The sequence below is a fragment of the Corynebacterium sp. MSK006 genome, from assembly GCF_030232385.1.
Taxonomy (GTDB): Bacteria; Actinomycetota; Actinomycetes; order Mycobacteriales; family Mycobacteriaceae; genus Corynebacterium; species Corynebacterium frankenforstense_A.
The window spans coordinates 21589-46655 of record NZ_JASPJZ010000012.1; the positions used below are offsets into that span (position 1 = coordinate 21589).

Sequence of the window (25067 nt, forward strand, 5' to 3'; positions counted from 1 at the left end):
CGTCGGGCATGCCGGATTCCCGGTTCCTCCCCCCCCTCGTGGAGGAACCGGTCCGGGTGTCTCCCCGCGATATATGCAGGGGCGCGTGGAGCGCGGGGCCGTGTGGCCGACTCGGCTCGGTGCGTCGCGCGCGGGGCGCGGCTGGCTCGGGGCGCGCGCGGGGTGCGGCCGGCTCGGGGCCGGCGCCGGGTCAGGCGCCGGGGCAGGCGGCGGCGCTGGCCTCGGCGTGGGCGTTCAGGATGCGCCGTGCCATCGTCGGCGTGTGGTCCCGCTGCCGCCTCCCGCCCGGCAGCCGCCGGTAGACGTCGAGCCCGTCGGACTCGATGCGGCCGTGCCGGGCGGGGGCGTCCGGGTCGTCGTCGTTGGCGGCGTTGTGCCAAGGGCAGAGCAGCAGCAGGTTGTCCAGGTTGGTCATCCCGCCGCGGGCGAAGCTGCCCTTGTGGTGCGCCTCGCTGTAGGTGCCCGGCCGGTTGCACTCCGGGTGGGCGCAGACCCCGTAGACCTGCTGGAGGATCTCGCGCTGCTTGGGCGAGGCGAAACGCTCCAACCGGTAGAGGTCGACCGGCCCCTTGACCGGGTGGACCAGCACGGCCCGGTCGACCACCGCGCGGTCCCGGAGCATGAGCCGGACGAACTCGGAGCCGGTCATCCGGGCGCCGTCGGAGGCGAGCAGCTGGACGTCGTCGCCGTCGCCGGCGAGGACCTGCGTGTACTCGTCAAGCACGATGCCGACCCCCGCGTGATAGACAGTCTCCGGGACACCCCGGGCGAGCACCTCGGCGAAGGCCTCGCCGAGATCGAACCGGTCGATCCGGGCGCCGTCCTGCCCGTCGGCCTGCGTACCCGGCTGCGGTGCCGGCCGGCCGCCGGTGACGGCGTCGGCAGCGCCGTGGAGATCCGTCTGGACGTCGGACCGGCCATCCGACTCGGCGTCATCCTGGGCGGCGGCCCGGGCGAGGTTCTGCCGGGCCTGCTCGAAGGCGGCCCGGTAGATCGTGGAGACCTGGGTGGAGGAACCGTGGAAGATGAGCCCGGGGCCGCGCGTCTTCGAGTTGATCAGGCGCAGCGACGCCCGCCGCTCCGGTTCCGGGGCCTCCGGCCCGTTGAACTCGAGGAGCAGACGCTCGCAGGCCTCCTTGACGGCCTGGTGGTCGCCGGCCGTGCCGCAGGCCCGCCTGCGGAAGCCCCAGGCACGGCGCTGGTCGGTGACTTTGCGTGCGTAGTTCTCGATCATGTCGAGGGTGGCCAGCGAGTGGCGGTTCTCGTGGGCCGCGGCGATCGCCGGGGACGTGGTGCGGTTGGCGGGGAAGTAGATCGCGGAGACGCGGGCGATCTTCTGCGCGTCCGCCGGCACGACGCCGAGATCGATGAGTCGGTGCCGGCTCAGCCCGGCGGCGGCCTCGGCTACGGCGATGCCCCGGCCGGAGACTTCGATGAATTGGTCGAGCGGGTTCATGGCCCCCAGCATCCCGGCCGCCGCCCCGCTCCGCGAGAGCACGGCCGCCCGGCTGTGGAACACCCCCGGGCATCCACACCCCGGCCCGCCCCGCAGTGGCGCAGCCCGGCTGTCTCAGCTAAGGGCCCGGGAATCCGCGAGGCGGATCGACGGAGCTCGGAGGCCCGGAATCCGGTGTGCTCCGGAGATAAAGGGAAGCAGGAGAGCGGCGGCAGGGCCGCGGCGGGGTGAGGACACGGGGGGGACGAGGAGACGGGTGTCTAACCCGCAGCGTCGCCACGCGGGGCGTCGTCAATCGGGGCGGCGCCCGCACAGCGGGCGCGTCGGGCGCGACGGGCGGTGCGCGCGATGTCCGCAATGAATACGGCGACGGCCACCCAGATGATCACGAAGCCCGCCCAGCGCGCCGGGCTGAGCTGCTCGTCGACCACGAACAGCGCCCACAGCATCTGCATCGTCGGCGTGAGGAACTGCAGCATGCCGATCGTCGCCAGGGGCAGGCGGTGCGCCGCCGCGCCGAAGAGCAGCAGCGGCAGCGCCGTCACCACGCCGGAGACCGCCAGCAACGCCGCATTCGTCGCACCCGCGTTGCCGAACGTCGCCTGCCCGCCCACGGCGAGCACCGCCAGATACACCGCCGCCACCGGCGTGAGCACCAGCGTCTCCGCCGTCAGGGACGCCGCCGAGGACACCGTCACCTTCTTCTTGAGCAGCCCGTAGCAGCCGAAAGTCAGTGCCAGGCCCACGCCCATCACCGGCGGCTGCTCGCTGAGCACCGCCAGCCACACCACGCCCACCGCCGCGATGCCCACCGCCGCCGTCTGCGCCGGGCGCAGCCGCTCGTTGAGGAAGAGCACGCCGAGCAGCACACTGACGATCGGGTTGATGAAGTAGCCCAGCGCCGCGTCGGCGACGTGGCCCGAGTTGACCGCGACGACGTAGATCAGCCAGTTGCCGGCCACGACCACGCCCGCCAGCGCCATGCGCGCCCACTGCGCCCGCCCGGCCGCGCGCAGCTCGCGCCACCCGCGCGTCACCGCGAGCACCACGACCATCAGCAGCGCCGTCCACACGATGCGGTGGGCCAGAATCTCCAGCGGACCGGCGGGCAGCAGCAGCGGGAAGAAGGCCGGGAAAACGCCCCACAACAGGTAGGCCAGGACACCGAAGAGCATGGCCGTGATCGTACTTGCGCGCATCGATACACTGGCTGCCATGGTCAAAAAATCGGGCTTCGTCCACCTGCACAACCACACCGAATACTCCATGCTCGACGGCATGGCGAAGGTGGACATGCTCGCCGAGGAGGCCGTCCGCCAGGGCATGCCCGCCGTCGGCATCACCGACCACGGCAACATGTTCGGCACCGACAACTTCTACCGGACCATGACCAAGGCCGGCATCAAGCCGATCATCGGCATCGAGACCTACATGGCGCCCGAGAGCCGCTTCAACAAGAAGCGCATCCGCTGGGGCGAGCCGCACCAGAAGTCCGACGACGTCTCCGCCTCCGGCGCCTACCTGCACCAGACCATGCTCGCCGAGAACGCCACCGGCCTGCACAACCTCTTCAAGCTCTCCTCGCTGGCCTCCTACGAAGGTCAGCTGGGCAAATGGCCGCGCATGGACGCCGACCTGATCGCCGAGCACGCCGAGGGCATCATCGCCACCACCGGCTGCCCCTCCGGCGACGTGCAGACCCACCTGCGCCTCGGCCAGTTCGACGCCGCCGTCGAGGCCGCCGCCAAGTGGCAGGACATCTACGGCAAGGACAACTTCTTCCTCGAGCTGATGGACCACGACCTCGACATCGAGCAGCGCGTGCGCCGCGAGCTCCTCGAGGTCGGCCGCAAGCTCAACCTGCCGCCGCTGGTGACCAACGACTGCCACTACGTGCTGCAGTCCCAGGCCGGCCCCCACGAGGCCATGCTCTGCGTCCAGACCGGCAAGACCCTGCACGACCCGGACCGCTTCAAGTTCAACGGCCCCGAGTACTACCTGAAGTCCGCCGAACAGATGCGCGAGATGTTCGACGACATCGTGCCGGACGGCTGCGACAACACCCTCTGGATCGCCGAGCGCGTCGGCGACTACTCGGAGCTGTGGGAGAAGCACCCCCACGACCGCATGCCGATCGCCGACGTCCCGGAGGGCTACACCCCGACCTCCTGGCTGACCGAGGAGGTCATGCGCGGGCTGGCCAACCGTTTCCCGGACGGCGAGGTGCCCGAGAAGTACACCGAGCGCGCCAAGTACGAGATCGGCGTCATCGACATGAAGGGCTACCCGTCCTACTTCCTCATCGTCGCCGAGCTGATCAAGCACGCCCGCAAGGTCGGCATCCGCGTCGGGCCGGGTCGTGGCTCGGCCGCCGGCTCCCTGGTCGCCTACGCGCTGACCATCACCAACATCGACCCGATGGAGCACGACCTCCTCTTCGAGCGATTCCTCAACCCGGAGCGCCCCTCCGCACCGGATATCGACATCGACTTCGACGACCGCCGCCGCGAGGAGATGATCCGCTACGCCGCCGACCGCTGGGGCGCGGACAAGATCGCCCAGGTGATCACCTTCGGCACCGTCAAGACCAAGCAGGCGCTGAAGGACTCCGCCCGCGTGCAGTTCGGCCAGCCCGGCTACCAGATGGCCGACCGCATCACCAAGGCCCTGCCGCCGGCGATCATGGCCAAGGACATCCCGCTGCACGGCATCACCGACCCGGAGCACAACCGCTACGCCGAGGCCGGCGAGGTGCGCAGCCTCATCGAGTCCGACCCGGACGTGCGCAAGATCTATGACACGGCCCTCGGCCTGGAGGGCGTGGTCCGCCAGGCCGGCGTCCACGCCTGCGCGGTGATCATGGCCTCGGTGCCGCTGATGGACCACATCCCGATGTGGAAGCGGCCCGCGGACGGGGCGATCATCACCGGCTGGGACTACCCGGCCTGCGAGGCCATCGGCCTGCTGAAGATGGACTTTCTGGGCCTGCGCAACCTGACCGTGCTGGGCGACGCCGTGGAGAACATCAAGAAGAACCGCGGCGAGGAGATCCACCTCGAGGAGCTGGTCACCGACGACCCGAAGGTCTACGAGCTGCTCGGCCGCGGCGACACCCTCGGCATCTTCCAGCTCGACGGCGGCGGCATGCAGGAGCTGCTCAAGCGCATGAAGCCGACGGGCTTCAAGGACATCGTCGCCTCCCTGGCCCTCTACCGTCCGGGCCCGATGGGCGTCAACGCCCACTTCGACTACGCCGACCGCAAGAACGGCCGTAAGCCGATGACCCCGATCCACCCGGAGCTGGAGGAGCCGCTGCACGACATCCTGGAGGAGACCTACGGTCTGATCGTCTACCAGGAGCAGATCATGCGTATCTCGCAGAAGGTGGCCAACTACACCGCCGGCGAGGCCGACAACTTCCGTAAGGCCATGGGCAAGAAGAAGCCCGAGGTCCTGGCGAAGCAGTACGAGAAGTTCGCCGGCGGCATGAAGGACAACGGCTACTCCAAGGACGCCATCGACGCGCTGTGGGGCACCATCGAGCCGTTCGCCTCCTACGCGTTCAACAAGTCCCACGCCGCGGGCTACGGCCTGGTCAGCTACTGGACGGCCTACCTGAAGGCGAACTACACCGCCGAGTACATGGCCGCGCTGCTGTCCTCGGTGGCCAGCAACAAGGACAAGTCGGCGCTATACCTCTCGGACTGCCGCCACCTGGGCATCCGCGTGCTCTCCCCGGACGTCAACGAGTCCGAGGACGACTTCATGGCCGTCGGCGAGGACATCCGCTTCGGCCTGGGCGCGATCCGCAACGTCGGCCACGACGTCGTCGCCGGCATCGTGCGCGCCCGCCAGGAGAAGGGCGCCTACCGGGACTTCTCCGACTACCTGGAGAAGATCGACCTCGTCGCCTGCAACAAGCGCGTCACGGAGTCCCTGATCAAGGCTGGCGCCTTCGACTCGATGGACCTGCCGCGCAAGGGCCTGGCGCTGATCCACGAGGACGCCGTTGACGCGGTGACCTCCACGAAGAAGGCGGCCGACCGCGGCCAGTTCGACCTCTTCGCGGGCCTCGGCGGCGGGGAGGAGGCCTCGGCGGTGGACAACGTCTTCGCCGTGGACGTCCCCGACGAGGAGTGGGACCGCAAGCACAAGCTCGCTCTGGAGCGCGAGATGCTCGGCCTCTACGTCTCGGGTCACCCGCTCGACGGCTTCGAGGAGGCGCTCAACGCGCAGACGGACACCCCGATCACGAAGATCATCTCCGGCGACGTCCACGACCGCCAGGAGCTGGTCATCGGCGGCATCATCTCGGCTGTGGACCGGCGCTTCTCCAAGAAGGACGGCTCGCCCTGGGCGATCGTCACGGTGGAGGACCACAACGGCGCCTCGGCGGAGATCCTGGTGTTCAACAAGGTCTACTCGCTGGTGGCCCCGCAGATCGTCGAGGACAACATCATACTCGCCCGCGTGCACGTCAACGTGCGCGACGACCGCATGAGCCTCTTCTGCGACGACCTGAAGGTCCCGGACCTCGGCGCCGGCAACGGCCGCGGCCTGCCGCTGCGCCTGACGATGCGCACCGACCAGTGCACCCTGACCAACATCGCCAAGCTCAAGCACGTGCTGCAGCGCAACCCCGGCGACAGCGACGTCTACCTCAACCTGACCAACGGCTCGGACAGCCAGCTGATGGTGCTTGACGAGCACCTCCGCGTCGAGCGCTCCTCCTCCCTGATGGGCGACCTCAAGGCGTCGATGGGCCCCGGCATCCTGGGCTGACGCCCCTCAATTGCCGACGTCCCGTCGGTCCCCGTGCGCGGTTCCCTTCGGGTTGGGCGCTGCTGCGCGCAAGTGCCGGCGCCTGCGCTGCACCTCGGTGTGGCAGCCCCGGGAACCGCAGAAAGCGGGCGCCCCGTGTGGGGCGCCCGCTTTCAGGCTTTCGGGTTCTCAGATCCTCAGGTCAGCGCGCCGGGGGAGTGGGAGCGGCGGGGATGTCCCGCCGCGGTCCGGTCAGCTGGTGTGCTGCCCGCTGCCGGCGCTGGTGCGCTGGGCCCGCCGCCCGCCCGGGTGACCTGTGCCTGCGTGCCTACTTGCTGGTGTCGGGCTCGGCGTTGACGTCGAACTTCGACTCGTCGAGGCCCAGCGCGTCGCGGACCGTGAAGAAGAGGTCGGTCTGGTCGGTCAGGCCGGTCACGTTCGCGGCGCCGGGGCCGAAGGCGGCGATGCGCAGCTGGGCGCCGGTGTGCGACTGGTCGGTGACGTCCATGTTCTCGCTGGTGGCGTAGCCGACGGTCATCTCGGCGCCGTCCTTGGTGACGAGCTTGCGCGACAGGCCCGGGTAGACCGCGGCGCGGACCTCCTCCTCGGACTTGCCGGACTCCTCGGCCATCTCCTTGATGTCCTCCTCGGAGACGTTGCCGATGACCTGGCTGGTGTGGGCGTGGTCGGCGGTGACGACGACGAGGGTCTCGCCGTCCTCGGCCGCGAAGTTCAGGGCCTCCTGGACGGCCTCGTCCAGGTCGACGGTCTCACCGATCTGGCCGCAGGGGTTGGCGGCGTGGTCCTGCTTGTCGATGCTGGCGCCCTCGACCTGCAGGAAGAAGCCGTTCTCGTTGTCCTTGAGCAGGTCGATGGCCTTGGAGGTCATGTCGGCCAGCTTCGGGATGTCCTCGGTGCGCTCCGGGTTGTCGGTGCACTTGGCGGCCTCGTCGAGGTAGCCCTCCTTCTCGGCCTTCGGGCCCTCCCAGCGCACGGGCATGTTGCCCTCGGAGAACAGGCCCAGAACCGGGGAGTCCTGGTTGGCCTCGGTGATCTTGTCGAGCTCCTCGGCGTTGGTCGGCAGCTGGTAGCCGCGCTCCTCGGCCTGCTCGCGGAGGGTCTTGCCCTCCCACTCGCCGGCCTTGGCCTTCTGGTCGAAGCTCTCGGAGCCGCCGCCGAGCACGACGTCGGCGCGGGTGTTGAGCAGCTGCTCGGAGATGGAGCCGCGGCCAGCCTTGTCCAGCAGGTCGTCACCGCACTTCTCGGTGTCCTCCGGGCCGTAGCACTTGCGCTTCTCCACGTGCGCCAGCTGGACGGCCGGGGTGGCGTCCTGGATCTCGGCGGTGGAGACGTTGCCGGTGCCCAGGCCGTTGGCCTTGGCGATCTCCAGCAGGTTGGCCTGCGGCTTGTTGTCGGCGTCGACGGAGATGGCGCCGTTGAAGGTCTTGGTGCCGGTAGCCCACGCGGAGCCGGAGGCCGCCGAGTCGGTGACGTAGCTCGGCGTCTTGTCGTCCTTGTTCAGCGAGTAGTGGGTGTACTGGCCGGTCACGGGCAGGGTGTCGATGCCGGCGAAGTCGCCGCCGGCGCCCTCGGCGTAGTTGCGGGCCACGGTGATCTCGGAGTCGCCCATGCCGTCGCCGATGAGCAGGATGACGTTCTTGGCGTCCGACTTCTCGATCGCCTTCTGCAGCATGGCGGCCTGGTCGCCGTCGATGCGGCGCGCACCGCCGTGGGTGGCGATGTCGCCGTTGGCGGAGCGGTCGGCGAGCAGGTCACCGGCCTCGCCCTCGCGGGTCTCCGCGACCTGGGCGCCGGAGGCCTCCGAGGAGCCGGAGTCGTCCGCGCAGGCGGTCAGGGTCACGGCCAGGGCGGCGGCCGACAGGCCGGCGAGGGTCGTGCGCAGGGTCTTGTGCTTCACTTGTGCTCCCGTTCGATAAAGCGTCTGGAATTCTCGGCACGGGCTGGGCGCAGCGGGTGCACCCGGTCTTCTGCCTTGTTACACGATGAACCTGCGCTGTGAACGCTTACTGAAAGTAAATTGAAAAGCCCGTGAACTTCACGGCTACACTGTGACTGCGTAACCTGCGGCACCCACGGCGCCCACCGGGACGTCGTCAATCGCCCGCACCCGAGACCGAGAGGAACTGGCCCTTGACCACGCGCATCCGCACCACCCACGTCGGCTCGCTGCCGCGCACCCCGCAGCTGCTGGAGGCGAACAACCGCCGCCACGCCGGCGAGATCGGCGACGAGGAGTTCCGGGAGATCCTGCAGGCCTCCGTCGACGAGGTCGTCGCCCGCCAGGTCGAGCTGGGCATCGACATCGTCAACGACGGCGAGTACGGCCACATCACCTCCGGTGCCGTCGACTACGGCGCCTGGTGGAACTACATCTTCTCCCGCCTCGGCGGCCTGACCATGACCGAGGAGGACCGCTGGGCCAACCAGGACGTCGTGCGCTCCACCCCGGGCAACATCAAGCTGACCAGCTTCGCCGACCGCCGCGACCGCGCCCGCTTCAGCGAGGCCTACTCGGACCCGGACTCCGGCATCCTCACCGGCCGCGCCAAGGTGGGAAACCCCAAGTTCACCGGTGAGATCACCTACGCCGGCGGCGAGGAGGTCGCCCGCGACACCGCCCTGCTGCGCCACGCCGTCGACGCCGCGGGTGCCCAGGCCGGCTTCATCGCCGCGATCTCCCCGGGTGCCGCCGCGCGCCTGAAGGACGAGCACTACGGCGACGACACCGCCGTGGTCAACGCCTGCGCGGCCGCACTGCACGAGGAGTACAAGGCCATCACCGACGCCGGCTTCACCGTGCAGCTCGACGCGCCGGACCTGGCCGAGGCCTGGGACCAGATCAACCCGGAGCCGTCCATCGAGGACTACCGCGCCTGGCTGCGCATCCGCATCGACGCCATCAACGACGCCCTGGCCGGCCTGCCCGTCGAGCAGACCCGCCTGCACATCTGCTGGGGCTCCTGGCACGGCCCGCACACCACGGACGTGCCGTTCGCGGACATCATCGACGAGATCCTGCGCGCCAAGGTCGGCGGCTTCTCCTTCGAGGGCGCCTCGCCGCGCCACGCCCACGAGTGGCGCGTCTGGCAGGACCACGAGCTCCCCGAGAACACCCTGATCTATCCGGGTGTCGTCTCGCACTCGATGAACGCCGTCGAGCACCCGCGCCTGGTCGCCGACCGCATCCTGAAGTTCGCCGAGCTCGTCGGCCCGGAGCGCGTCATCGCCTCCACCGACTGCGGCCTCGGCGGGCGCCTGCACCGCCAGATCGCGTGGGCGAAGCTGGAGTCCCTGGTCGAGGGCGCGCGCATCGCCTCCGAGGAGCTCTAGGGCCCCTCAATTGCCGACGTCCCGTCGGTCGCCCGGGTACTGATTGTCGCGCTCGGGCGCGGGGCGGGGGCGGGGCGCGAAGCTGGCGCTTCGCGCGGGTGGCGCCGGTCCATGGCTTGGACGGGCGTGCACCGGTTGCGCCGCCTGACGCACGCAGCAGAAAGGCGCGGAGCGTTTCGCTCCGCGCCTTTCTCGCGTCTGTGTGCTGTGCGCCGGGGCCGGCGGGGTGCGCCCGCGGCCCGGGGTTCCTTAGAAGCGCAGGGCGCCCTGGATGTCGTTGATCAGGTTCGGGTTGATCTTGAAGATGAACCCGACGACACCGGCCACGGCGGCCAGGACGGCCAGGACGGTGTTGAATATGGCCAGGCCCTTGTTGAACTCCTGGTTGGGGTAGGCCCACGCGGGCTGGTTGCCGTAGGAGCACTTGGACTTGGCGGCCTCGTAGCCCAGCTTGTCGCCCTTGACCTCGATCGTGAAGTCCTTCGGGTACTCCTCCGCCTTCTTGTCCGAGGCGCAGAACTCCTTGAACTCGGGGAACGCCTCGAAAAGGGTCTCCGAGGCGCTGGAGCCGTTGGTGCTGGAGTTGGTGTCCGTCGCGGTGGCGGACGGGGTCGGCTCGCCGGTCTTCTTGTCCTCGGTGCTGGAGGAGTTGTTGTCGGCCGGGGCCGTCGTCGAGGCGGCGGTCTCCTCGACGGAGCTCTGCGCGTTAGCGGCGACGGGGCTGAGCAGCGAGCAGGCGGTCATTGCGGCGGTGGCCAGCGCGAGGCCGGTGCGGCGGCGGAAGTTCTTCACGGTGGTGGTTCCTCTCGAAGTGTCGTGTTCGCCGGCTTCTGCGGTGACGCGGGTTCCGGCTCGGCCTGCGGGGGCCGCGGGCGGTGCCGCCGGGAGCGCCGGACACGGGCGCCGGGGCGGGTTCCGGAGAAGCACTCTACCAGGATCCTCCTAAGTCATAAACAGGAAAGTTTGTTCGCAGGGAAACGATCCTGCGGAAACGATCCCCCGGGAACTTAAGGCGGGCCTGCGACCCCCCCCGTGCGCGGGAGGCGAGGTTAGAATCTCCTCCATGACTGAGACGCGCACCACCGACGAGACCCCGGCCTTCGACCCCGTTCACGCGGCCGACATTCAGCAGGCCCAGGCGCGCATCTCCGCGGTCATCGCCCCGACCCCGCTGCAGTACTGCCCGCGCCTGTCGGAGGCCGTCGGCGCCCAGGTCTTCCTCAAGCGCGAGGACCTGCAGGACGTGCGCAGCTACAAGATCCGTGGCGCCTACAACGCCGTCAGCCAGCTCAGCCCCGAGGACCGCAGTGCCGGCATCGTCGCCGCCTCGGCCGGCAACCACGCCCAGGGTGTCGCCTACGCCTGCAAGGCGCTGGGCATCCGCGGCAAGATCTTCGTGCCGGTCCAGACCCCGAAGCAGAAGCGCGACCGGATCCGCGTCCACGGCGGCGACGCCGTGGAGCTGGTGGTCACCGGCAACAACTTCGACGAGGCCGCCGACGCCGCGCGCGCCGACGCCGCCGAGCGCGGCGCCGTGATGGTCGAGCCCTTCGCCGCCCGTGACACCGTCATCGGGCAGGGCACCGTCGCCGCCGAGATCCTCTCGCAGCTCTCCGCCCAGGGCAGGACCCTGGACACCATCTACGTGCCGGTCGGCGGCGCGGGTCTGCTCGCCGGCGTGACCAGCTACCTGGCCGACATGTCCCCGCGCACCGGCGTGGTGGCCGTCGAGCCCTCCGGGGCGGCCAGCCTGACCGCGGCCCTGGCCGCCGGCCACCCGGTCGCCCTCGAGACCGTCGACCCCTTCGTCGACGGCGCGGCCGTCAAGCGCATCGGCGACATCAACTACGACATCGTCGAGCGCAACCTCTCCCGCGTGCACGTCACCGACGTCTCCGAGGGTGCGGTGTGCACCGAGATGCTGGACCTCTACCAGAACGAGGGCATCATCGCCGAGCCCGCCGGCGCGCTGTCGGTGGCAGCCCTCAAGACCGTCGACGTCGCCCCGGGTGCGACCGTGGTCTGCATCATCTCCGGCGGCAACAACGACGTCCTGCGCTACAACGAGGTCATGGAGCGCTCGCTGGTGCACCGCGGCCTGCGCCACTACTTCCTGGTCAACTTCCCGCAGGAGCCCGGCCAGCTGCGTCACTTCCTCAACGAGATCCTCGGCCCGGACGACGACATCACCCGGTTCGAGTACCTCAAACGCAACAACCGCGACACTGGCGCGGCCCTCGTCGGCCTGGAGCTGGGCCGGGCCTCGGACCTGGAGGGCCTGCTTGAGCGCATGGCCGAATCCCCGCTCGACTGCCAGCAGCTCCACCCGGGCACCCCGGAGTACTCCTTCCTCATCTAGGGAGGGGCGCCGGCTCCCGACTGGGCTCGGACCAGTGACCTGATCGGGCGCGCCTCTCACGGGGGAGGGGCGCAGCAGGGAGCTTCAGGGTGGCGGCGCCGAGCTCGCGGGGCGCCGCCACCTCAGCGCAGCAGGACCGCGAACTCCCAGGGACCGAGCCGGGTCTCGTCCGCGCCGACCTCGGGCTCGGTGAAGGAGTAGCGCAGCTCCCCGCCGAAGGGCACCGTGACCGGCTCGGGGGAGAAGTTGCCCACCAGCGTCCACTCGCGCCCGTCGGGCGCGGTGCGGTGCATGGCCACCCACCCGTGCTCCAGGGCCACGGCGTCGGCGCCGACCGCGGCCCCGGAACCCGCCTCCCGCACGGTGGCCGTCACGGCGTGGTCGACGCGCACGTCGGAAAGCACGCCCGAGGCGCAGCCGAGCTCGCGGCGCAGCCGCAGCAGCTCGCGCACGGCGGCGACGATGCCCCGCTGGGCGTCGTCAAGCTCCCAGTCCAGCTTGGCGGAGGCGAACGTCTCCTCGGCGGCCGGGTCCGCGATCGTGTCCGGGTCCCAGCCAGAGGAGGCGAACTCGCGCAGCCGGCCGGTGCGCGTGGCCTCCAGCAGCCCCGGGTCGGTGTGCGAGGCGAAGAAGGGGAAGGGCTGGCGCGCGCCGAACTCCTCGCCCATGAAGATCATCGGCGTGAACTCCGAGAGGTAGACGAACGCGCACTTGAGCAGGTGCTGCGTCGGGGTGATGCGCTCGGCGGCGCGGTCGCCGGCCGCGCGGTTGCCCGTCTGGTCGTGGGTGGTGGTGTAGGTGACGAAGCGCGCCCCGGGCATCCGCGTGCGGTCGAAGCCGCGCCCGTGCGAGCGCCCGCGGTGCAGCGAGTAGTCACCGGTGAAGCGGTACGCCTCGCTGAGCGTGCGCGCCAGGTCGCCGACGCGCCCGTAGTCGCGGTAGTAGCCGTACTGCTCGCCCTCGGTCAGCGTGTGCAGGCAGTGGTGGACGTCGTCGAGCCACTGCGCGTCGAGCCCGCAGCCGAGGTCCTCGACTGGGGTGATCAGGCGCGGGTCGTTGAGGTCGCTCTCGGCGATGACGCAGCGCGGCACGCCGGTGCACGCGGCGACGTCGCGCGCGACGTCGGCGATCTGCTCCAGCACGGAGACCGCGCCCCGGTCGTCGAGCGAGTGCACCGCGTCCAGGCGCACGCCGTCGACGTGGAACTCCCCGAGCCACTGGCGGGTGGCGTCGAGGATGAAGCGGCGCACCTCGTCGGAGCCCGGGCCCATCAGGTTGACCACGTCGCCCCAGTCCGTCGCCGCGCCCGTGGTGTACGGCCCGAAGAAACCGGTGTAGTTGCCGTCGGGGCCGAAGTGGTTGAACACCAGGTCCATGACCACGGCCACGCCGTGGGCGTGCGCGGCGTCGACGAAGGCCTTCAGCCCCGCCGGCCCGCCGTAGGCCTCGTGGACGGCGAACCAGCTGACCGGGTCGTAGCCCCAGTTGCGCTCGCCGCCGAAGGGCTGGACGGGCATCAGTTCCACCGTGGTCACCCCCAGCTCGCGCAGGTGCGCGAGCTTTCCGACGGCCGCGTCGAAGGTGCCGTCGGCGGTGAAGGCGCCGACATGCAGCTCGTAGAGCACCTGGCCGGGCAGCGGGCGGCCCGTCCAGGTCGCGTCGGTCCAGTCGAATTCGGTCGGCACGACCTCGGAGAAGCCGTGCACGCCGTCGGGCTGGCGGCGCGAGCGCGGGTCCGGCAGCAGGATGGACCACTCGGGCTCGGGCGCCTCGGCGGCCGGCTCGGTGGCCAGCTGGAAGGCGTAGCGGCGTCCCGGGGTCGGCGCGGGGGCGTCGGCCGGCGGGACGAACCAGCCGCCGTCGGCGCGCTCGAGATCCACGCGCCCGCCGTCGGGGTCGTCGAGGACCAGCCGGACGCGGTCGGCGTTCGGGGCCCACACGGAGAAGATCGGGTGGCGGTCGGGTTCAGTGGGGGAGCTCATGGTCTCCACACTAAAAGACCGCGCCCGCCGGATGTAGCGGGTGCGGGGAAAATCGGCGGCGGGCCGGGGGCGGGCCGGTGCCGGCCGGGCCGGAGCCGCCCGGATCAGTTGTTGGCCAGGGCGGCGGTGGCGGCCTTGTCGATGCGGCCGAAGTTGTAGTACGCCGCGCAGGCACCCTCGGGCGAGACCATGCAGGTGCCGATCGGGGTGTCCGGCGTGCACGCGGTGCCGAAGACCTTGCACTGCCAGGGCTTGATACGCCCGGTCAGCACGGAGCCGCACTCGCAGGCGACCGGGTCGGCCACGCGGTCGTCCGGGACGTCGAAGAGGCGCTCGGCGTCGAAGTCGGCGTAGGCCTCGGAGATACCGAAGCCCGAGTTCGGCAGCCAGCCCAGGCCGCGCCACTCGAAGCTGTCGCGCACGGTGAAGACCTCGTCGAAGAGGCGCTGGGCGGCGACGTTGCCCTCGCCGGTGACCACGCGCGAGTACTGGTTGCCCACGCTCGCCTCGCCGCGGGCGACCTGCCCGGAGACGAACTGCTCGAGCAGCATGGCGACCGACTGCAGGATGTCCAGCGGCTCGAAGCCGGCCACCGCGACCGGCAGGTTGAACTCCTCGGCCAGAAAGTCGAAGGCCTTCGTGCCCACGATGGTGGCCACGTGGCCGGGCCCGATGAAGGCGTCGACCTCGGTCTCGCCGCCGTCGGCGATCGCACGCAGCGGCGGCTCGATGGTGACGTGGTTGGAGAACACGGAGAAGTTCTTCACCCCGCGCGCCTTGGCGGTGCGCAGCGTGACGGCCGTGGACGGTGCGGTGGTCTCGAAGCCGACGGCGAAGTAGACGACCTTGCGGTCCGGGTTCTCCTGGGCCAGCTTCAGCGCGTCCAGCGGGGAGTAGACGAAGCGCACGTCGCAGCCGCGGGCGCGGGCCTGCAGCAGCGACTCGTCGGAACCCGGCACGCGCATCATGTCGCCGAAGGTGGTCAGCATGACGTCGTCCTGGCGGGCCAGCCACAGCGCGTCGTCGACGCGGCCCATCGGGATGACACAGACCGGGCAGCCCGGCCCGTGCACCAGGTCGATGTTGTCGGGCAGGAGGTTCTCCAGCCCATAGCGGTAGATGGTGTGGGTGTGGCCGCCGCAGATCTCCATGATCTTGATCGGGCGGTCCAGCTTGGCCGCGTCGTGCTCGATGCGCTTGAGCAGGGCGCGGGCCGCAGCCGGGTCGCGGAACTCGTCGACGAACTTCACTTGGCAGTGCACCTTCCTGGAGAGGGGCGGAAACGGGAAACAGGGGCGGCGCGCAGGCGCCGGGCGTCGGGGCGCCGGCCGCGCACCGCCGACCACGCACCACGGGTGCGGGGCCCGGCGACGGGGACCGACGCGACGTCGAAGAGCGGGCCGGATGGAGGGTCCGGCCCGCGGGTCAGTCGATTCTGGATGTCGAGAACGAGTCGAGCTCGTCCTCGTAGGTGTTGGCGCCGAGCTGCCGGATCTGCTGCAGCGTGGTCGTCGCCTCGTCCTCGTCGATCTTGCTCAGGGCGAAGCCGACGTGGACGAGCACCCACTCGCCGACGTCGAGGCCCTCGTCGACGAGCAGATCAGTGGAGATGACGCGGTTGACGCCGCCGATGGTGACGGTGGCGCGGCCGGGATCCTTCATCTCGACGATCTGGGCGGGCACTCCGAGGCACATGTGCAACCTCCTCAAGGTTTTCTGGACTACCGTCGAGCCTAACACCGAACCCCGTTATCTCCCGAGAAAGGCCGTGAGTAAGCGTGGAACCGAAAAACCGCATCAACCAGGACGAGGAGCGCGTCAATGACAACATCTCGCGCGTGCGGCGTCACCCCGGCCGGCTGAAGGACGACCACATCACGTTGTCCCACGGCGCGGGCGGCAAGCAGTCGACCACGCTGCTGGACCGCCTGTTCTTTGACGTCTACGGCAATGAGATGCTCGACCAGGGCGGCGATTCCGCGGTCGTGGACCTGCCGAGCCTGCTGGCCGACGCCCAGGCCGAGGGCGCGAAGCTCGCCTTCACCACCGACTCCTACGTGGTCAACCCGATCGAGTTCCCCGGTGGCTCCATCGGCGAGCTCGCCGTCAACGGCACCGTCAACGACCTCTCGGTCGCCGGCGCGGACCCGAAGCTGATCTCGGTGTCCTTCATCCTGGAGGAGGGCCTGGAGGTCGCCACCCTGCGGCGTGTGGCCGAGGCCGTGCGCGACGCCGCCGCCGAGGCCGACGTGACCATCGCCACCGGCGACACGAAGGTCGTCCCGCGCGGGGCCGCCGACCACCTGTACATCACCACCGCGGGCGTGGGCGTGATCCCGGCCGGCCGCGACACCGGCTTCGGCAAGGTGCAGGTCGGCGACCGGATCCTGCTGTCCGGCCCGATCGCCGACCACGGCATGGCCGTGATGATGGCGCGCGGCGACCTCGCCCTGGACGCGCCGATCGCCTCCGACACCCGCGCGGTCAACAAGCTGACCGCCGCGCTGCTCGAGGCGGTGCCGGACACCCGCTGGATGCGCGACGCCACCCGCGGCGGCGTGGCCACCGTGGCGAACGAGCTGGCCGACGCCACCGGCCTCGGCGTCGCCTTCGAGGACGAGGCCATCCCGGTGCGCGACATGACGCGCGCGGCCTGCGACGTGCTGGGCATCGACCCGCTCTACGTGGCCAACGAGGGCACCTTCCTGGCCGTGGTGCCGAAGGACTCCGCCGACGCCGCCGTCGAGGCCGTGCGCGCCGCCGGGGCTCCCGAGGCCCGCCTGGTCGGCCGCATCGTCGAGGAGCCGGCCGCCTCCGTGGTGCTGGTCACCGGCTTCGGCGGCGCGCGCATGGTGGACAAGCTCGCCGGCGACCCGCTGCCGCGCATCTGCTGATTTTGCTTGACGACGCCCGCGGTGCGCCCCGTGGGCGGTTCCGTGCGGCGTGCGGCGCCGTGATTGCCGACGCCCGCGCGTCAGTTGAGGCGGGCGAAGTCGTCGACGCCGGCGCGGGCGGCGGCCGCCTGACCCAGCGAGAGCCCGCCGTCGTTGGCGGGCACCGTGTGGTGCTCGAGAAGCTTCAGGCCGCGGGCCGAGAGAGCGGTGGCGAGATCGCTGACGAAGAGCCGGTTGAGCGCGCAGCCGCCGGTCACCCCGACCACGGTCGTGCCGGCCTGTTCGGCCGCGGCCTCGAGGCGCGCGGCGAAGAGTCCGGCGAGGCCGCGGTGGAAGTCCCGGGCGCGCTCCGCGACGGGGGCGGAGCGACCGGCCACCGCGGCGAGCAGCGCGGCGACGGCCTCGCGGTCGTCGTCGGGGGTGCGGTGCGCGGGGGCGGGGGAGTGCGTCGGGGAACCCGCCTGTGGCCCGGTCGCCCGGGGCGCGGCGGGCCCGGCGTCGCCCGGCGCGGCACCGGCCGAGCGCGCCAGGGCCTCGAACTCCATGGCCGCCTGGCCCTCGTGGCTGACCGGCCCGGTGAACGCGCCCGAGAGGAACGCCGCGGCGTCGAAGAGGCGGCCCGCCGAGGAGCACTCCACGGTGCCCGTGCCCGAGGCCAGCTGCGAGTCGACCAGCCGCAGCTCGGCGGCGTCGACCCCGGCGAAGCAGTCGGCCTCCGCGACCGCGGCGGCCAGGCGCCGGCGGGCCGTGTCTGCCGCGTCATCCGGGCCGTCACCGGTACCTCCGCCCAGCGCCGCGACGAGCCCGCGTGCCAGCCGCCAGGGGTTGCGCACCGCCTTGTCGCCGCCGGCCATCCGGAAGACCGGCAGGTGCCAGGCGCGCGACCAGTCCGGCCCGGACGCGTCGACGGCGAGCACCTCGCCGCCCCACACAGTGGCGTCCGTGCCGAAGCCGGTGCCGTCGACCACGGCGACCACCGCCCGGCCGGTCACCTCGTGCTCGGCCAGCAGCGAGCGCGCGTGCGCGTGGTGGTGCTGCACGCCGATCAGCGGCACGTCGTGCTCCTCGGCGAAGCGCTCCGCCCACGCCCTCGTCGAGTAGCCCGGGTGCAGGTCGCAGGCCACCGCCGTAGGGGTGGCCCGCTGCATGGTCAGCATGTCCGCCGTCGAGGCGTCGAAGGCCCGCCTGCCGGCGAGCGAGGCCATGTCGCCCAGGTGACCGGCCACGTTCGCGCGCTTGCCCACGGCGAGCGTGAAGGCGTTCTTCAACTCCCCGCCCACGGCGAGCACGCACGCGACGTCGGCCGGCGCGGCGTCGTCAAGCGGGAGACGTAGCGGCAATGGGGCGAATCCGCGCCCGCGGCGCACGGGGCGGGTGCCGCGGAAGACGGAGTCCTCGACGGGCAGGTGGATGGGGCGGTCGTGCAGGACGAAGAGGTCGACGAGGCGGGCCAGCTTCGCGCGCGCGGCGTCGTTGGTGTGGCAGACCGGCTCGCCGGGCACGTTGCCCGAGGTCGCGATGACCGGGCGGTCCACCAGCAGCTCGTGCAGCGGGGAGTAGGGGCGCATCACACCGACCTCGCCCAGGCGCGGGGCCACGCCGGCGGCCAGCACGCCCAGGTCGCGGCCGATGACGATGGGCGCGGCGGGCGAGTGGACGAGCTCGAGCTCGGCGTCGGTGAAGCCGGCGACCTCCTCGGGGCGCGGGGCCATCACGGCGAAGGGCTTGTCCGGGCGGTGCTTGCGCTCGCGCAGCAGGGCCACGGCCTCGGGGTTGCGGGCGTCGGCGAGCAGGTGGAAGCCGCCGATGCCCTTGACCGCCAGCGCCCCGCCGCGGTCGAGCTCCGCGCGGGCGAGGGCGAACAGCTCGTCCGGCTCGCCGTCGAGGCGCTCCCCGTCGCGCTCCAGCCACATCGTCGGCCCGCAGTCCGGGCAGGCCACCGGCTGGGCGTGGAAGCGGCGGTCCAGCGGGTCGGCGTACTCGGCGGCGCAGCGCGGGCACATCGGAAAGCCCGCCATCGTCGTGTTCGGCCGGTCGTAGGGCAGGTCCGTGATGATCGAGTAGCGCGGCCCGCAGTTGGTGCACGTGATGAACGGGTGGTGGTAGCGGCGGTCGTCGGGGTCGTGCAGCTCGGCCAGGCAGTCGGGGCACGTCGCCGAGTCCGGGGGGATGAGCGTGCGCTCGCCGGAGGCCCGTTCGGACGCCACGATGCGGAAGATCTCCTCCCCCTCAACGGGGGAGACCGGGGTCTCACGCCGGTCTGTGATCTTGGCCAAGGGGGGCAGTGTTCCGAGCGCCTCGTCGAGGAAAGAGTGCACCGCCTCACGCGTGCCCTGCGCCTCGATGAAGACCTCACGGTCGTCGTTGCCCACCAGCCCCGTGACCGGGTGGCGCGCGGCCGTGCGCGCGATGTGCGGGCGGAAGCCCACCCCCTGCACGACGCCGGTGACCAGGGTGCGGACGCGGATGATCTGGGCCATGGTCCCCGAGCCTAGCCGGGGCGTGCACCCGGGCCCGGGGCCGGCCGATAGGGTCTGGGGCGTGCATGAAGTCGCGTTGAGCAACCAGCTGGCGGGGGTGGTCCGCCGTGCCGCCGGCGGGCGCCGGGTCACCGGCGTGCACCTGAAGATCGGGGCGTTGCGGCAGGTCGTGCCCGAGACCCTGCGGTGGGCCTGGGGCTTCGTCATCGACGGCACCGACCTGGCCGACGCCGGGCTCGAGGTCGAGTGGGTCCCGCTGGTCATCGAGTGCGCCAACGGGCACGTCACGGAGGTGAGCGGGCAGCTCGACCTGACCTGCCCGGAGTGCCCCGCGAAGACCACTATCGTGGGCGGGGAAGAGTTCACCGTCGTGGACATCGAGGTCGCCTGAGACCCCGCGAGAACGTCACCGGCGGGAACTGCACACCTAGAGGTCTTTGGGCGCCCCGCGCCCGGGAGGGATGTTTTCCATGGGACGTTTCCACCGTCACGCCGACGGCACCGTGCACGAGCACCACCACGGCCATGACCATGACCACGGTCACGACCACACCCACGACCACGACGTGATCGTCCACCACGAGGACCACCGCGACGTCGGCGACCACTCCGGCTACGAGACGGGCCGCGAGCGCATCGACGTGCTCGAGGACATCTTCTCGGAGAACGACCGGCTGGCCGCCGCCAACCGCAAGGCCTTCGACGACAACTCGGTGACCTGCGTGAACCTGATGAGCTCGCCGGGCGCCGGCAAGACGACCCTGTTGCGCCACACCCTGGCCGCCGCCCAGAACCGCCTGCGCGTCGGCGTGATCGAAGGCGACATCGAGACCGGCATCGACGCCGAGAAGCTCGCCGGCTTCGGTGCCCAGGTCTCCCTGCTCAACACCGGCGCCGGCTTCGGCGGCGAGTGCCACCTCGACGCCCCGATGGTCGCCCACGCCCTCGAGGGACTGGATCTTTCCACCCTCGACCTGGTGCTCGTGGAGAACGTGGGCAACCTGGTCTGCCCGGCCGAGTTCGAGGTCGGCGCGCACCGCCGCGCCATGATCGCGTCGGTGACGGAGGGCGAGGACAAGCCGGTCAAGTACCCGGTGATGTTCCGCTCCGTGGAGGTCGTCGTGGTCAACAAGATGGACCTGCTGCCGCACCTGGACTTCGACATGGAGCTCTTCCGGGCCAACCTGGAGAAGGTCAACCCGGGTGTGAAGGTCATCGAGTGCTCGGCGCGCACCGGCGAGGGCGTCGACGAGTGGCTCGCCTGGCTCGACCCGCGCCTGGCGCGGTAGCCACGGGCCACGGACCGGTCTCCGGCGGCATCCGGGTCGCCCACGGACCGGTCCCGGCCCGACTCCGCCCCGGCCCGGGTGCCCCCGGGTCGAGGCCGCTGACTGAAGTTTCTTAGGACACCCAGCCCAAAGTGCTTATCTCCGGTTCTGTCAGAACCTATCAGCGCTGATAACCTGGGTTTGTGTATGTGCGGTTACCGCACCCCCCTGTTCGGGGGCGGGCGGTCTCACCGCGGTTTCCCCACAACAGATTGAGGTTCCAACATCATGGATCTTGCACACGTGTGGCGGGGCGGCACCCTGCTGGAGAACCTGGAGCGGCAGGGGGTGAAGCGCCGCAACTTCATGCAGCTGTGCGCCGCCATGGCCGGGCTGTTCGCGGTGGGCCGCCCGGACCCGGCCTACGCCGACGCCGAGGAGACGGACAAGATCGCCGAGGCCCTCGGCGGCGCCGACAAGCCGCTGGTCGCCTGGCTGCAGCTGCAGGAGTGCACCGGCTGCACGGAGTCCCTGCTGCGCTCGGGCTCGTCGACCGTCGAGGACCTGGTGCTCAACCAGCTGTCCATGAACTACAACGAGCTGATCATGGCCGCCGCCGGCACCGCGGCCGACGAGGCGCTCTACGACATGTTCAAGGAGCCGCACATCCTGGTGGTCAACGGCTCCGTGCCCACCAAGGAGAACGGCGCCTACTGCACGATCGCCGGCAAGTCCGCCGAGCAGATTCTGCTCGACGCCGCCGAGAACGCCACCGTGGTGCTCGCCGTGGGCGCCTGCGCGGTGTGGGGCTCCGTCCAGGCCGCCAACCCGAACCCCTCGGGTGCGGTCGGCGTGGACCAGATCATCAAGGACAAGCCCGTCATCCAGGTCGCCGGCTGCCCGCCGATCGGCGAGGTCATCACCGCGACCATCACCTACCTGCTCACCTACGGCAAGCCGCCGGAGGTCGACAGCCAGGGCCGCCCGAAGTTCGCCTACGACCAGCGCATCCACGACTCCTGTGAGCGCCGTCCGCACTTCGACGCCGGCCAGTTCGTCCGCGCCTTCGACGACGAGGGCGCGCGCAACGGCTGGTGCCTCTATGAGGTCGGCTGCAAGGGCCCGTCGACCTACGCGCCCTGCCCGATCGTGCAGTGGAACATGAAGACCAGCTGGCCCATCGGCGCCGGCCACCCGTGCATCGGCTGCACGGAGAAGGACTTCTTCGACAAGTTCACCCCGTTCTACGAGGTGCTGCCGAACATCCCGGGCCTCGGCGTGGAGGCCTCCGCGGAGAAGATCGGCCTCGGCCTGCTCGGCGTCGCCGGCGCGGGCGTGGCCGTCCACGGCGCGATCACCGCCTTCAAGACCATCGGCGTGCGCCGCGAGTCCGGCGAGGTCGAGCTGCTCGCCGCCTTCGGCGACGACAACGACAAGCAACCCGCCGGTGCCACGGCGACCACGATTGACGACGCCGTGTCGCCCGGCGCGGGCGGTTCCGGCGCCCACGGCGTGGGCGGACCCGACGGTGTGACCGGCACCGGCAGCGACGGCGCGAAGTAGAGGAGACCCGAGAACAATGGCAGAACGCATCGTCGTCGACCCGATCACCCGCATCGAGGGCCACCTGCGCATCGAGCTGGAGACGGAGAACGACAAGATCACCGACGCGTGGTCGGAGACCACGCAGTACCGCGGCATCGAGGACATCTGCCGCGGGCGCGACCCGCGCGACGTCTGGGCCTTCGTCGGCCGCATCTGCGGCGTGTGCACGGCCGTGCACTCGATCGCCTCGGTGCACGCCGTCGAGGACGCCATCGGCTCGCGGCCGCCGGAGCAGGCGCAGCTCATCCGCGACATGGTGCTCAGCTCCCAGGAGCTGCACGACCACGTCGTGCACTTCTACCACCTGCACGCCCTGGACTGGGTCAACGTGGTCGCGGCCGCCGAGGCGGACCCGAAGAAGACCGTCGAGTTCGCCCAATCGATCGGCTCGAAGTGGAAGCTGAACTCCGAGGAGAAGTTCACCCAGGTCAAGAACACCCTCCAGGAGATCCTGGACTCCGGCCAGCTGTCGGTGTTCACCAACGGCTACTGGGAGCACCCGGACTACCGGCTGCCCCCGGAGGCCAACCTGATGGCCGTGTCCCACTACCTGGACGCGCTGCAGTTCCAGCGCTCGATCATCCGCATCAACACCGTCTTCGGCGGCAAGAACCCGCACCCGAACTTCCTGGTCGGCGGCATGGCCTGCTCGATCGACACGGAGAAGTCCGAGACGGTCAACCAGGTGCAGATCGACAAGATCCGCCAGTGGATCGAGGAGATCCACGAGTTCGTCAACGACTGCTACCTCCCGGACGCCCTGGCGATCATGGGCGTCTACAAGGACTACTTCGACATCGGGGCCGCGGCGCCGAACTTCCTGGCCGTCGGCATGGCCGGCACGGCCTACGTCGGCCACGACCTCGACCAGCCGGTCTCGCTGGGCGACGACGGGGTGCGCCCCGGCGTCATCCTCGACGGTGACTACTCCAAGGTCCACCCGCTGGACCCGGACCTGATCAAGGAGTACATCTCCTCGGCCTGGTTCACCTACGAGGAGGGAAACGACGTCGGCCTGCACCCCTCGGTCGGCGAGACCACGGCCAACTACACCGGCCCGGAGCCGCCGTACGAGTGGCTCGCGCACGCCGACGACGGGCGCTACACCTTCTCCAAGGCGCCGCGCTACGACGGCCGCCCGACCCAGGTCGGCCCGATCTCGCGCGTGCTCAGCGCCTACATCCAGGGCCACAAGCGCACCAAGGAGCTCGTCGACTCCGCCCTCAAGAAGTACGACATCAAGGTCTCCCAGCTGAACTCGACCGCCGGGCGTACCCTGGCGCGCGCTGTGGAGTCGGTGACGGCCTCGGAGAAGCTGCGCGACGAGATCTTCCCCAAGTTCATCGACAACCTGCGCAACGGGGACTTCGACGTCTTCGACAAGACCCGCTGGGAGCCGAGCTCCTGGCCCGAGGAGGCCGACGGCTTCGCCATCGTCGAGGTCGCCCGCGGCTGCCTGAGCCACTGGGTCACCGTCAAGGACAAGAAGGTGGCCAACTACCAGGCCGTCGTCCCGACGACCTGGCTGGCCGGCGGCCGTGACCCGGAGGGCAACCGCGGCCCCTACGAGGAGTCGCTGGCCGGCGGCCACCCGCTGGTCGACCCGAAGCAACCGCTCGAGGTCCTGCGCACCATCCACTCCTTCGACCCGTGCATGGCCTGCGGCGTCCACCTGCTGGACCCGGAGGGCAACGAGATCTTCCAGGTGATGACAGAATGACCTCCTCGCTGCGACGGGCGGCCTCGGACGCCCCCGCGATCCGCGCCTACCAGGCCTTCGCCCTGTCCCGGCTGGCTCCCACCGAGGTGCTCGAGGCGGCGGCCGTCGCCCCGGCCGGCTCCGACGACCCGGTTGACCGGGCCCTGATCGGCTCGCTGCGCGCGAACCGCCAGGGCGTGGAGCCGGAGATCGTCCCGGATGAGAAGTTCACCCCCGCGACCCCGGAGCAGCGCTACTCGCGCGCCGACATGGAGGACCGCGTGATTTTGCGCGGCGACCTCGAGTCGGTCGCCGAGGTCGCCGAGATGACCGGCGCCCAGCGCCGCCTGCTCAACCGCAACGTCCGCTCGATGGGCCGGATGGGCCGGCGCTGCCTCGGCGTGGCCGTGGCGGAGAAGGACCTGCTGGGCAACGTCGGGCCGATGCAGATGCAGGGCTTCGTGGCCATGTCCGTGGTCAAGGAGTCCGAGCTGGCCCGCGCCGTGGACAACAACACCCCGGAGTGGGTGCGCGTGGAGGTCTGGCCGACCGCCCTGCGCTGGCAGCACTGGATCAACCTGGCGCTGATCATCCTGCTGACGCTGACCGGCTACTTCATCATGGACCCGTTCTTCGGGCCCGACCCGGCCGCCGACACCGGCTTCCTGATGGGCTGGATCCGCTTCGCCCACATCGCCTGCGGCTTCGCCTGGTGCGTGCTGGCGCTGTGGCGGGTCTGGCTGCTGTGCGTGGCCAAGACCCGGCAGAACCGGTGGCGCTCCCTGTGGCCGATCTACAACATGGAGGACGCCAAGAACATGCTGCGCACCGCGCAGAACTACCTGTTCCTCGGCAAGGGGCCCGCGCCCCTCTACGTCGGCCACAACGCGCTGCAGCAGTTCGCCTACACGGGCATCTACGCGCTCTCGGTCATCCAGATCTTCACCGGCCTTGCGCTCTACGCGCTGCCCAAGCCGTCGGTCTGGTACTGGGACATCGTGCGCCTGCCGGTGGACCTGCTGGGCATCCCGTGGGTGCGTCTGATCCACGCCGCGATCATGTTCATCATCTGGGCGTTCGTGATCCTGCACGTCTACCTGGTCATCCGCGCCGACTCGGTGGAGGAGCACTCCGGCCTGTCCGCCATGCTCAACGGCGGCTACTGGCTGCACCGCGACTCCAACCCAGTCGACGGCCCGAGGATCGGCTGAC

Annotated in this window: 17 protein-coding genes; 9 read left to right on the plus strand and 8 right to left on the minus strand. The window is 70.6% G+C overall.

The genetic code is table 11. The features are described from left to right. Positions 1-190: 190 nt before the first annotated feature. On the minus strand, positions 191-1456 hold the full coding sequence (locus QQA02_RS07920; RefSeq protein WP_284864015.1) for an HNH endonuclease signature motif containing protein: 1266 nt from the start codon (positions 1454-1456) through the stop codon (positions 191-193). A gap of 260 nt (positions 1457-1716) precedes the next feature. Then, a complete protein-coding gene (gene rarD / locus QQA02_RS07925; RefSeq protein WP_284864018.1) occupies positions 1717-2631 on the minus strand; it encodes an EamA family transporter RarD in 915 nt (304 codons plus the stop codon). Between the two features lie 40 nt (positions 2632-2671). Here rarD and dnaE point away from each other — a divergent pair, with 40 nt between their 5' ends. Continuing rightward, the gene (gene dnaE, locus QQA02_RS07930; RefSeq protein ID WP_284864020.1) at positions 2672-6238 is read left to right on the plus strand and encodes a DNA polymerase III subunit alpha; all 3567 of its coding nucleotides are present in this window, start codon (positions 2672-2674) and stop codon (positions 6236-6238) included. Between the two features lie 307 nt (positions 6239-6545). Here dnaE and phoA read toward each other — a convergent pair whose 3' ends face one another. Further along, positions 6546-8135: an alkaline phosphatase gene (gene phoA, locus QQA02_RS07935; protein WP_284864022.1), complete on the minus strand. Its 1590-nt coding sequence runs from the start codon at positions 8133-8135 to the stop codon at positions 6546-6548. A gap of 233 nt (positions 8136-8368) precedes the next feature. Here phoA and QQA02_RS07940 point away from each other — a divergent pair, with 233 nt between their 5' ends. Next, positions 8369-9568: a cobalamin-independent methionine synthase II family protein gene (locus tag QQA02_RS07940; protein ID WP_284864024.1), complete on the plus strand. Its 1200-nt coding sequence runs from the start codon at positions 8369-8371 to the stop codon at positions 9566-9568. 249 nt (positions 9569-9817) lie between these two features. Here the strand turns inward: QQA02_RS07940 and QQA02_RS07945 are convergent, their stop codons facing one another. After that, positions 9818-10360: a hypothetical protein gene (locus tag QQA02_RS07945; RefSeq protein ID WP_284773141.1), complete on the minus strand. Its 543-nt coding sequence runs from the start codon at positions 10358-10360 to the stop codon at positions 9818-9820. A gap of 271 nt (positions 10361-10631) precedes the next feature. Here QQA02_RS07945 and ilvA point away from each other — a divergent pair, with 271 nt between their 5' ends. Next, positions 10632-11927: a threonine ammonia-lyase IlvA gene (gene ilvA / locus QQA02_RS07950; RefSeq protein WP_284864026.1), complete on the plus strand. Its 1296-nt coding sequence runs from the start codon at positions 10632-10634 to the stop codon at positions 11925-11927. 122 nt (positions 11928-12049) lie between these two features. Here the strand turns inward: ilvA and treZ are convergent, their stop codons facing one another. From treZ to QQA02_RS07965, 3 genes are all read right to left on the minus strand, one after another. After that, the gene (gene treZ, locus QQA02_RS07955; protein ID WP_284773145.1) at positions 12050-13909 is read right to left on the minus strand and encodes a malto-oligosyltrehalose trehalohydrolase; all 1860 of its coding nucleotides are present in this window, start codon (positions 13907-13909) and stop codon (positions 12050-12052) included. 104 nt (positions 13910-14013) lie between these two features. After that, on the minus strand, positions 14014-15159 hold the full coding sequence (gene hypD / locus QQA02_RS07960; RefSeq protein WP_284773147.1) for a hydrogenase formation protein HypD: 1146 nt from the start codon (positions 15157-15159) through the stop codon (positions 14014-14016). Positions 15160-15334: 175 nt separating this feature from the next. After that, on the minus strand, positions 15335-15604 hold the full coding sequence (locus QQA02_RS07965; protein ID WP_075664178.1) for a HypC/HybG/HupF family hydrogenase formation chaperone: 270 nt from the start codon (positions 15602-15604) through the stop codon (positions 15335-15337). 83 nt (positions 15605-15687) lie between these two features. Between QQA02_RS07965 and hypE the strand changes: the two genes are divergently transcribed. Continuing rightward, positions 15688-16803: a hydrogenase expression/formation protein HypE gene (gene hypE / locus QQA02_RS07970; RefSeq protein WP_284773149.1), complete on the plus strand. Its 1116-nt coding sequence runs from the start codon at positions 15688-15690 to the stop codon at positions 16801-16803. Between the two features lie 80 nt (positions 16804-16883). Here hypE and hypF read toward each other — a convergent pair whose 3' ends face one another. Then, a complete protein-coding gene (gene hypF / locus QQA02_RS07975; protein WP_284864029.1) occupies positions 16884-19283 on the minus strand; it encodes a carbamoyltransferase HypF in 2400 nt (799 codons plus the stop codon). 61 nt (positions 19284-19344) lie between these two features. Here hypF and QQA02_RS07980 point away from each other — a divergent pair, with 61 nt between their 5' ends. The 5 genes from QQA02_RS07980 (at position 19345) to cybH (ending at position 25066) form a co-directional block, all read left to right on the plus strand. Further along, complete coding sequence (locus tag QQA02_RS07980) at positions 19345-19674, plus strand: hydrogenase maturation nickel metallochaperone HypA/HybF (protein WP_284773151.1); 330 nt, start codon at positions 19345-19347, stop codon at positions 19672-19674. A gap of 79 nt (positions 19675-19753) precedes the next feature. Continuing rightward, positions 19754-20572, plus strand: a complete 819-nt coding sequence (gene hypB / locus QQA02_RS07985; protein ID WP_284864031.1) for a hydrogenase nickel incorporation protein HypB — start codon at positions 19754-19756, stop codon at positions 20570-20572. A gap of 267 nt (positions 20573-20839) precedes the next feature. After that, positions 20840-22114 (plus strand): hydrogenase small subunit, encoded by a 1275-nt coding sequence (locus QQA02_RS07990; RefSeq protein WP_284864033.1) that lies wholly within the window; start codon positions 20840-20842, stop codon positions 22112-22114. 16 nt (positions 22115-22130) lie between these two features. Further along, a complete protein-coding gene (locus tag QQA02_RS07995) occupies positions 22131-23876 on the plus strand; it encodes a nickel-dependent hydrogenase large subunit (RefSeq protein WP_284773156.1) in 1746 nt (581 codons plus the stop codon). Next, entirely contained in the window at positions 23873-25066 is a 1194-nt protein-coding gene (gene cybH / locus QQA02_RS08000) for a Ni/Fe-hydrogenase, b-type cytochrome subunit (RefSeq protein ID WP_284773158.1), read from the plus strand. The genes QQA02_RS07995 and cybH overlap by 4 nt, the downstream gene beginning before the upstream one ends. Position 25067: the final 1 nt, after the last annotated feature.

Excerpts from the sequence above, each read along its gene's own strand:
- QQA02_RS07920 (WP_284864015.1), bottom strand. The coding sequence starts at position 1,456 with ATGAACCCGCTCGACCAATTCATCGAAGTCTCCGGCCGGGGCATCGCC.
- rarD (WP_284864018.1), bottom strand. The coding sequence starts at position 2,631 with ATGCTCTTCGGTGTCCTGGCCTACCTGTTGTGGGGCGTTTTCCCGGCC.
- dnaE (WP_284864020.1), top strand. The coding sequence starts at position 2,672 with ATGGTCAAAAAATCGGGCTTCGTCCACCTGCACAACCACACCGAATAC.
- ilvA (WP_284864026.1), top strand. The coding sequence starts at position 10,632 with ATGACTGAGACGCGCACCACCGACGAGACCCCGGCCTTCGACCCCGTT.
- treZ (WP_284773145.1), bottom strand. The coding sequence starts at position 13,909 with ATGAGCTCCCCCACTGAACCCGACCGCCACCCGATCTTCTCCGTGTGG.
- QQA02_RS07965 (WP_075664178.1), bottom strand. The coding sequence starts at position 15,604 with ATGTGCCTCGGAGTGCCCGCCCAGATCGTCGAGATGAAGGATCCCGGC.
- hypF (WP_284864029.1), bottom strand. The coding sequence starts at position 19,283 with ATGGCCCAGATCATCCGCGTCCGCACCCTGGTCACCGGCGTCGTGCAG.
- hypB (WP_284864031.1), top strand. The coding sequence starts at position 19,754 with ATGGGACGTTTCCACCGTCACGCCGACGGCACCGTGCACGAGCACCAC.
- QQA02_RS07990 (WP_284864033.1), top strand. The coding sequence starts at position 20,840 with ATGGATCTTGCACACGTGTGGCGGGGCGGCACCCTGCTGGAGAACCTG.
- QQA02_RS07995 (WP_284773156.1), top strand. The coding sequence starts at position 22,131 with ATGGCAGAACGCATCGTCGTCGACCCGATCACCCGCATCGAGGGCCAC.
- cybH (WP_284773158.1), top strand. The coding sequence starts at position 23,873 with ATGACCTCCTCGCTGCGACGGGCGGCCTCGGACGCCCCCGCGATCCGC.